The following is a 7,293-nucleotide window of genomic DNA, read 5'->3' on the forward strand; positions in this document are numbered from 1 at the left end:
TCACCCATCCGAGGTAATAACCCGGCTCAGCAGGCGTCAGAAGGCATCCGACGGCACATAAGTCCCCCAAACCTCCCGCAACGCGTTGCACACCTCGCCCACCGTCGCCCGGGCCCGCAGCGCGTCCTTCATCGGGTACAGGACGTTGTCCTCGCCCTCGGCCGCTTTCTTCAGTGCCGCCAGTGCCGTGTCCACCGCCTGCTGGTCGCGCTCCGCGCGGAGCCTCGCCAGGCGTTCGGCCTGCTGGGCCTCGATGGCGGGGTCGACGCGCAGGGGCTCGTACGGCTCCTCCTCGTCGAGCTGGAAGCGGTTGACGCCGACGACGACCCGCTCGCCGGAGTCGGTCTCCTGGGCGATGCGGTAGGCGCTGCGCTCGATCTCGTTCTTCTGGAAGCCGTGCTCGATGGCGTTGACCGCGCCGCCCAGGTCCTCGACCTTGCCCATCAGCTCCAGCGCCGCCGCCTCGACGTCGTCGGTCATCTTCTCGACGACGTAGGAACCGGCGAAGGGGTCGACGGTCGCCGTCACGTCCGTCTCGTAGGCCAGGACCTGCTGCGTCCGCAGGGCGAGCCGGGCCGACTTGTCGGTCGGCAGCGCGATCGCCTCGTCGAAGGAGTTGGTGTGCAGGGACTGGGTGCCGCCCAGGACCGCGCCGAGGCCCTGCACGGCGACGCGGACGAGGTTGACCTCGGGCTGCTGGGCGGTCAGCTGCACGCCGGCCGTCTGGGTGTGGAAGCGCAGCATCAGCGACTTGGGGTTCTTCGCGCCGAACTCGTCCTTCATCACCCGGGCCCAGATCCGGCGGGCCGCGCGGAACTTGGCGACCTCCTCCAGGATCGTCGTACGGGCCACGAAGAAGAAGGACAGGCGGGGCGCGAAGTCGTCGACGTCCATGCCGGCGGCGACCGCCGTGCGCACGTACTCGATGCCGTCCGCGAGGGTGAAGGCGATCTCCTGCGCGGGCGAGGCACCCGCCTCGGCCATGTGGTAGCCGGAGATCGAGATGGTGTTCCACTTCGGGATCTCGGCCCGGCAGTACTTGAAGATGTCCGCGATCAGGCGCAGCGACGGCTTGGGCGGGAAGATGTACGTGCCCCGCGCGATGTACTCCTTCAGCACGTCGTTCTGGATCGTGCCGGTGAGCTTGTCCGCGCTCACGCCCTGTTCCTCGGCGACGAGTTGGTAGAGCAGGAGCAGCAGCGCGGCGGGGGCGTTGATCGTCATCGACGTGGAGACCTTGTCCAGCGGGATCCCGCCGAACAGCACCCGCATGTCGTCGACCGAGTCGATCGCCACGCCCACCTTGCCGACCTCGCCGCTCGCGATCGGCGCGTCGGAGTCGTGGCCCATCTGGGTGGGCAGGTCGAAGGCGACCGACAGACCCATGGTGCCGTTGGCGATCAGCTGCTTGTAGCGGGCGTTGGACTCCGTCGCGGTGCCGAAACCGGCGTACTGGCGCATCGTCCAGGGCCGGCCGGTGTACATCGACGGGTACACGCCCCGCGTGAACGGGTACTTCCCCGGCTCGCCCAGCTTCTCCGCCGCGTCCCAGCCCGTGAGGGCGTCGGGCCCGTAGACCGGTTCGATGGGCAGTCCGGACTCCGACTCGCGCGCCATGGTGTGTTGCCTCCCGCTGAGCACATGCTCGAACTGTTCGATCTACTCGTCAGTTACTCGCCAGTACAGGCCGACTCTTTGACGGACTGTATCGGCGCACGCACCACCCGTGGAGGGGCGCACGCTGGGACCTTGCTCACAACTTCGCTGCGGTCCCGGTCACAACGATGCCGCGCCGTTCGCGGCACGTCATCCGCGGGGAACATCTCAGGGGACGCCCGTGCGGGGCGGTGAGACGGCGGGGGGTCGTGATGCGTAGGACGGGCATGGGGAGCGTGGGCGGTACCGGGAGGGCGTTCGCCGTCGCGCTGGGGGTCGTGCTGGCGGTCGGCGGCTGCACCGTGCAGGGCACGGGTCCGGACGGCAAGGGGCGCGCGCCGGTGCGCATAGACGTCACCAGCGCGCCGCCGGAGGGATCGGGGAAGCGGGACACGCCGCAGGGCGCGAAGGAGATTGCGGGCGGGCCGAAGCGCACACCGGCCGGTGACCGGCCGCCGAGTGCGCCGCCCGCCCGGACCGTGGCCCCGGTGCTGTGGCGGCCCGGCGACAGCGGCCGGGACGTGCGCGAACTCCAGGCCCGGCTGCGCCAGGTCGAGTGGCTGGCCGACGGCCCGACCGGTGCGTACGACGACCCGACCGAGCGGGCGGTGAGCGGCTTCCAGGGCAAGCGCGGGCTGCCGAGGACCGGCAGGACGGACACCGTCACCTGGCAGCGGCTGCTGGACATGACGCGCGAGCCCGGCAAGTGGGAGCTGTATCTGATGGGCGGGCAGCCGGCCGACCCGCCCGACCCGCGCTGCCTGACCGGCCGAGTGCTCTGCGTGAGCAAGACGAGCCGGACGCTGCGCTGGATGGTCGACGGGCGGACCGTGTCGACGATGCCGGTGCGGTTCGGCTCGCAGTACACGCCGACCCGCGAGGGCGTGTTCCACGTCTACTGGAAGTCACGCCACCACGTCTCGACGCTCTACGACTCGCCCATGCCGTACGCGATGTTCTTCAGCGGCGGCCAGGCCGTGCACTACTCGTACGACTTCGCCGTCCGCGGCTACGCGGGCGCCTCGCACGGCTGCGTCAACGTGCGGGACGAGGCCGCCGTCGCGGAGTTGTACACCCAGGTGCGCGACGGCGACAAGGTCGTCGTGTACCGGTGAGGCGCCGAGGAGCGGAATGGGGCGCGGGCGGGACCGGGGGAACGTGTCCCGCCCGCGCCGAGGTGCACGAGCCGTAGGTACGGGGGGAACCCCGGCTCGGTGCGAAAGCCGATGACCAGTCGGCTCACTTATTACTGCGCCCTGGCGGCCGAAAGTGTCACACCCTCGCTAGAAAAATCTGTCTGCCTAGGAAACGCGCAGGTCAGACAGGGTGTCGCCGAGGGCGGGCCAGTGGTGCGGCGGATGTGTGGGGCCCTGCCGGTGGAGGCGCGGGAGGACCGGGAGGGCGTGCGGGCCGTGGTGCCCGGCGGGCGGGGCTATGTGGCCGCCGTCGTCGTCATCGCCCTTGCCGTCCTTGTCGCCGCCGCCTTTTCCACCGCCCTTGCCACCTTTGCCACCTTTGCCGCCCTTGGACCCTTTGCCGTCCTCGCCGTCGTGGCCGTCGTGGCCGCCCTTGTCCCCCCGGCCTTCCTTGTCGCCCTTGCCGCCCTTGCCGCCCGCGTCCTTGTGCGGCTCCCGTTCCCGCGCCGCCTCGCCGGCCTCCCCCTTGCCCCCGGCATCCCGTCCGGTGTCGCGGTCCCGGGCGTCGGTGGCGGAACCGGAGAGGAGGTTCCGGCAGTACTTGCCGATCTTCGAGGAGCTCCCGGCGGCCTCCTTCAGGGCGTGCCTGCGGGCGTCGTCGACTTCCCGGCCGGCCCGCGCGTCGCGGCAGGCCGCGGCGAGGGCCTGCCGTCCTCCTCCGGAGCCGCCGGTCCCCCGGTCCCCGGAGTCGGTGTCGCGGTCCTCGTCCTCGCCGTCCGCCCGCTCGTCGCGGTCGGGTCCGCCGGTCGTGGGGCCGCCCGGCACCGAACCGCCCCGTACGCCGGCCGGCGGCGAGGGCGAGGTGAGCGGGCGGTCGGGGGACGCGGCCGCGGAGACGGTGGCGGCGGGGTCCGGTCCGGCGTCGCCGAACGGCTGCGGCAGGACTCCGGTTCCGGCCGCCACCGCGACCCCGCCGACCATGCCGACGGTCAGTGCGGCGATCAGCCCGAGGCGCAGCGGACGGAACCGCCCGGGGCGCCGGGCGGCCTCGCCGCGCGGGCCGATGCGGATCAGCCCGGCGTCGGCGGGCGGAGCCGAGGCGCCGCGCCCGAGCCCGGCCGGCGCCCCCGCCGCCTCGTCGGCCCGCTCGGCGCGCACCTTGCGGAAGGCGGCCAGCGCGGCGGCCTCGCCGGGGAGTTCCTCGCTGGTCGGCACGGGTGGGGCGGTGAGCGCGCCCAGGGCCTCGGCGAGCCGTTCGGCCCGGTCGCGGGCCGCGGGGTCGACAGCCTCCAGTGACTCTCCGCGCAGCAAGATCTCCGCCGTTTCGCGGTCCAGCCACCTGTCCTGCTCGTCGGCCATCACATGTCCTTCTGCGTCCGCGCACGCGTATGCGTCACACTCGCGGACGTCACCGCACGGCGGTGCGGTTCTCGCTGGGGCGGCAGGGCGTCGAGCCCGCCGCCCGATTCCGGATCGCCGCCGAGGAGTTCGGCCAGCCGCTTCAGACCGCGGTGCGCCGCCGTACGGACGGCACCGGGCCGCTTGCCCAGTGTCTCGGCGGCGCTCTTCGCGTCGAGGCCCACCACCACGCGCAGGACCACCGCCTCGGCCTGGTCCTGGGGCAGCCGGGCGATGAGGGAGAAGGTGCTGTCGGTGGCCAGGGCTTCCAGGGCCTCGCCCGCGGTGTCGGAGTCGGCGGGCTTGCCGGTCAGCTCGGTCTCGTCGCCGCCGATCGCGGGCCGGCGACCGCGCATGCGGATGTGGTCCAGCGCCCGGTTGCGGGCGATACGGGCGGCCCAGCCGCGGAACCGGTCGGCGTCGCCGTCGAACCGTTCCAGGTCACGGGCGATCTGCAGCCAGGCCTCGGACGCCACGTCCTCCGCGTCCGGATCGCCCACCAGCGTCCGCACGTATCCGAGCAGTCGCGGGTGCACCGCGCGGTAGACGGTCCGGAACGCGGTCTCGTCCCCGTCCTGCGCCGCCCGTACCGCGGCGGTCAGCTCCGCGTCGTCCCCCAGCACCGAGAAGGCCTTTCTGCGCCCTGAACCGGCGCCGCTCTCGCGGACGTGGTCCTCGCCGTCGTGGTCCTCAATGGATGGTCGCGGTGGTCTCCCGCGACCCCGTCGCGGGAGCGAGCCCCCCGCTGCATCGGCGCGAATGGCACGTTACGTCTTGAAACCACCGCTCGTCCATGTCCCCATCGCATTGCCGTACAAGATGCAACTAAGCCGTGACGCGGTGGGGTGTGACAGAAAACGCACCCGCGGCGCTGTAGGGAGTACGGGCCGCCGCGCGGCCCGTGCCGCGCGACGGCCGGGGCCTCTCCTGTGGGGGGTGGCGGCCCCGGTCGTCCCCGGCGCCCCGGTCCGACCGGGGGTTATTCGTCCGTCCCGGGTGCCGGATCGGCCCGCCCGGCGGAGCCGCCCGCCGTGCCGTTGCCCGGGTCCTGGCCGTTCCCGCCGACCTGCCCGTTCCCGCGGGCCGCGCCCGCCCCGTTCGCAGGTCCCCTCGTCGGTTCCGGGGTGACCGGGACGGCCGGGGGGACACGCTCGTCCACGGCATTTCTCCGGGGGTCCGCGGCACGCACCTCGGCGCAGTGGCCGGCGACCTCCTCCTCGCCGCCCGCCGCCGCGACGAGCCTTTCCCAGACCGCGGCGTCCAGCGCCTTGCCGCGGCCGTCCAGCCGCTGGAGGGCACGGCATGCCGCCTCGCTCCCCCGGGCGGAGGCCGGGTGACCGGCCCGGGCGGAGGCGTCCGGCGGAGTCCTCGGGGGAGGCGGTGTGGGGACCGGCCGGACCTCGGTACCGGTCACGCCGCCGGCGCCCTCGCCGCCCCCGGTCTCCGTGGTGGCGGACGGAAGCGGGTCGTCCGGCCGGGCGCCGTCGGCGGCGGAGCCCCCCGCGCCGATCGCCGCGTAGGCCACGCCGCCCAGGGTGAGGCTCGCCAGCAGCACCGACAGGGCGGTCTTCAGCGGGCGTCCGGCGCGCCGCCGCTCGCGCGGGCGCCAGTCGTCCCGTCGGCGGGTGCGCGCCGCCCGGCCCGGTTCCGTTTCGCGGGCCGTGCGGAACGCGGCCACGGCCCGCCGTTCGCCCTCGGCGTCGACGTGGTCCCGCCGCAGGGCGGCGGCGAGCAGGGCCTCCGTCCCCGGAGTGCCGTGGTGGCCGGGGCGGGGGCCGGTGCCGCCGTCGCCGTGCTGCACACCCATGTCCGCCTCCGTTCCCGCTCGGTCCGCCGGGCCGGCGCCGCCCGTGCCCGTCATGTCGACTCCCCCAGCGTCCTGGGCACGCCATCCGTCACACCGTCGGCGCCCAGTTGCCGTGCGAGCCGCTTCAGCCCCCGGTACGTCGCCGTGCGCACCGCGCCCGGCCGCTTGCCGAGGACGCGCGCGGCGGCGGGCCCGTCGAGGCCGACGACGACCCGCAGCAGCACGGCCTCGGCCTGGTCGCGGGGCAGCCCCGAGATCAGGGTGAGGGCGGCCTCCGTGGACAGCGTCTCCAGCGCCTGGTCGTGCGTCGAATGCGGGCCGGGCAGGTCCAGGACGCCCTGCTCCAGCGCGGCCGGCCTGGGCCGTACCTTCTGGCGGCGCAGGTGGTCCAGTGCCCGGTGCCGGGCGATCGTCGCCGTCCAGCCCCGGAAGCCGGCCCCGTCGCCCCGGAAACGGCGCAGGTCGCGGGCTATCTCCAGCCACGCGTCCGACGCGACGTCCTCGGCGTCGTCCCCGACCAGCCCGCGCAGGTAGCCCAGCAGGCCCGGCTGCACGAGCCGGTAGGCGACCGCGAAGGCCGCCTCGTCACCGTCCTGGGCCCGCGCGACGGCCGCGCCCAGTTCCCCGTCGTACGTCTGCACGCGGCGGGGTTCCCCTCGCTGGCCCAAGAACCGTCCTAGTTCGTACCGAGTCCTCGCGTGCTCGGCTGAGCCCGCCCCCACGGTCATCAGCGTCGGCGCGCACGGAAGTGTCACAGGCGGCGGTTCAGCCGTCGGCCGCCGCGTCCCGGCACAGCAGCCGCAGCGAACCGTCACCGGCGAAGCAGCGGCGGGCCTCGTCGATCGGGTCCCACAGGCGGCCGTCGGGGGTACGGACCCAGTGGTCGCCGCCGGTCGCCCACCACTCGCCGCCCGCCTCACGCACGATCACCTCACCGGCGTAGGCGCCGAGTCCGCGCAGCACGGGCTCCACGGCGGCGTACGGCGTTCCCTCGCGCCGGATGCCGTCGATGACGCGGTCGACGCGCCACAGACTCTGCGCCGAGTGGTCCAGGCGCAGCCGGGCGCCCTCGCGCAGGGCGGCCACCGCGTCGGCCGCCCACCGCACCGGCTTGGCGGCGGCCGGTGGCCGGGTCTCCTGACGGGTCGTCGGTCCGCTGGTCACAGTCGTCACACGGGCTGTCGTCACACGGGCTAGATGTGCTGATCGGACAGGTTGGTGACGCGGCTGGCTGGTGTTTGGCCGCCGATTCCGGTGTGGGGTCGGTGGTAGTTGTACCAGTCCAGCCAGCCGGGA

General features: G+C 74.0%; 8 protein-coding genes. 1 reads left to right on the forward strand and 7 read right to left on the reverse strand.

Going from position 1 to position 7,293, the window contains the following annotated elements:
• Positions 1-36: 36 nt before the first annotated feature.
• Positions 37-1,617, reverse strand: a complete 1,581-nt coding sequence (locus tag KUM03_RS29680) for a methylmalonyl-CoA mutase (RefSeq protein ID WP_217253314.1) — start codon at positions 1,615-1,617, stop codon at positions 37-39.
• 251 nt (positions 1,618-1,868) lie between these two features.
• Here KUM03_RS29680 and KUM03_RS29685 point away from each other — a divergent pair, with 251 nt between their 5' ends.
• Positions 1,869-2,771, forward strand: coding sequence for a L,D-transpeptidase family protein (locus KUM03_RS29685; protein WP_217253316.1), 903 nt, complete (start codon positions 1,869-1,871; stop codon positions 2,769-2,771).
• A gap of 186 nt (positions 2,772-2,957) precedes the next feature.
• Here KUM03_RS29685 and KUM03_RS29690 read toward each other — a convergent pair whose 3' ends face one another.
• From KUM03_RS29690 to KUM03_RS29715, 6 genes are all read right to left on the reverse strand, one after another.
• Complete coding sequence (locus KUM03_RS29690) at positions 2,958-4,151, reverse strand: hypothetical protein (RefSeq protein WP_217253318.1); 1,194 nt, start codon at positions 4,149-4,151, stop codon at positions 2,958-2,960.
• Positions 4,151-4,813: an RNA polymerase sigma factor gene (locus tag KUM03_RS29695; RefSeq protein ID WP_217253320.1), complete on the reverse strand. Its 663-nt coding sequence runs from the start codon at positions 4,811-4,813 to the stop codon at positions 4,151-4,153. The genes KUM03_RS29690 and KUM03_RS29695 overlap by 1 nt, the downstream gene beginning before the upstream one ends.
• A 356-nt stretch (positions 4,814-5,169) precedes the next feature.
• Positions 5,170-5,997 carry a hypothetical protein gene (locus KUM03_RS29700; protein ID WP_217253322.1) on the reverse strand — a complete coding sequence of 276 codons (828 nt, stop codon included), beginning with the start codon at positions 5,995-5,997 and terminating at the stop codon, positions 5,170-5,172.
• 50 nt (positions 5,998-6,047) lie between these two features.
• Positions 6,048-6,665, reverse strand: coding sequence for an RNA polymerase sigma factor (locus KUM03_RS29705; protein ID WP_217253325.1), 618 nt, complete (start codon positions 6,663-6,665; stop codon positions 6,048-6,050).
• A 97-nt stretch (positions 6,666-6,762) separates the two neighbouring features.
• A complete protein-coding gene (locus KUM03_RS29710; RefSeq protein WP_217253327.1) occupies positions 6,763-7,170 on the reverse strand; it encodes a hypothetical protein in 408 nt (135 codons plus the stop codon).
• A gap of 20 nt (positions 7,171-7,190) precedes the next feature.
• Positions 7,191-7,293 (reverse strand): integrase core domain-containing protein (locus tag KUM03_RS29715; protein WP_217253349.1); only part of this gene is annotated, 103 nt, incomplete at its 5' end.

Origin of the sequence: Streptomyces sp. AC602_WCS936 (assembly GCF_019049125.1) — a bacterium.
Taxonomy (GTDB): Bacteria; Actinomycetota; Actinomycetes; order Streptomycetales; family Streptomycetaceae; genus Streptomyces.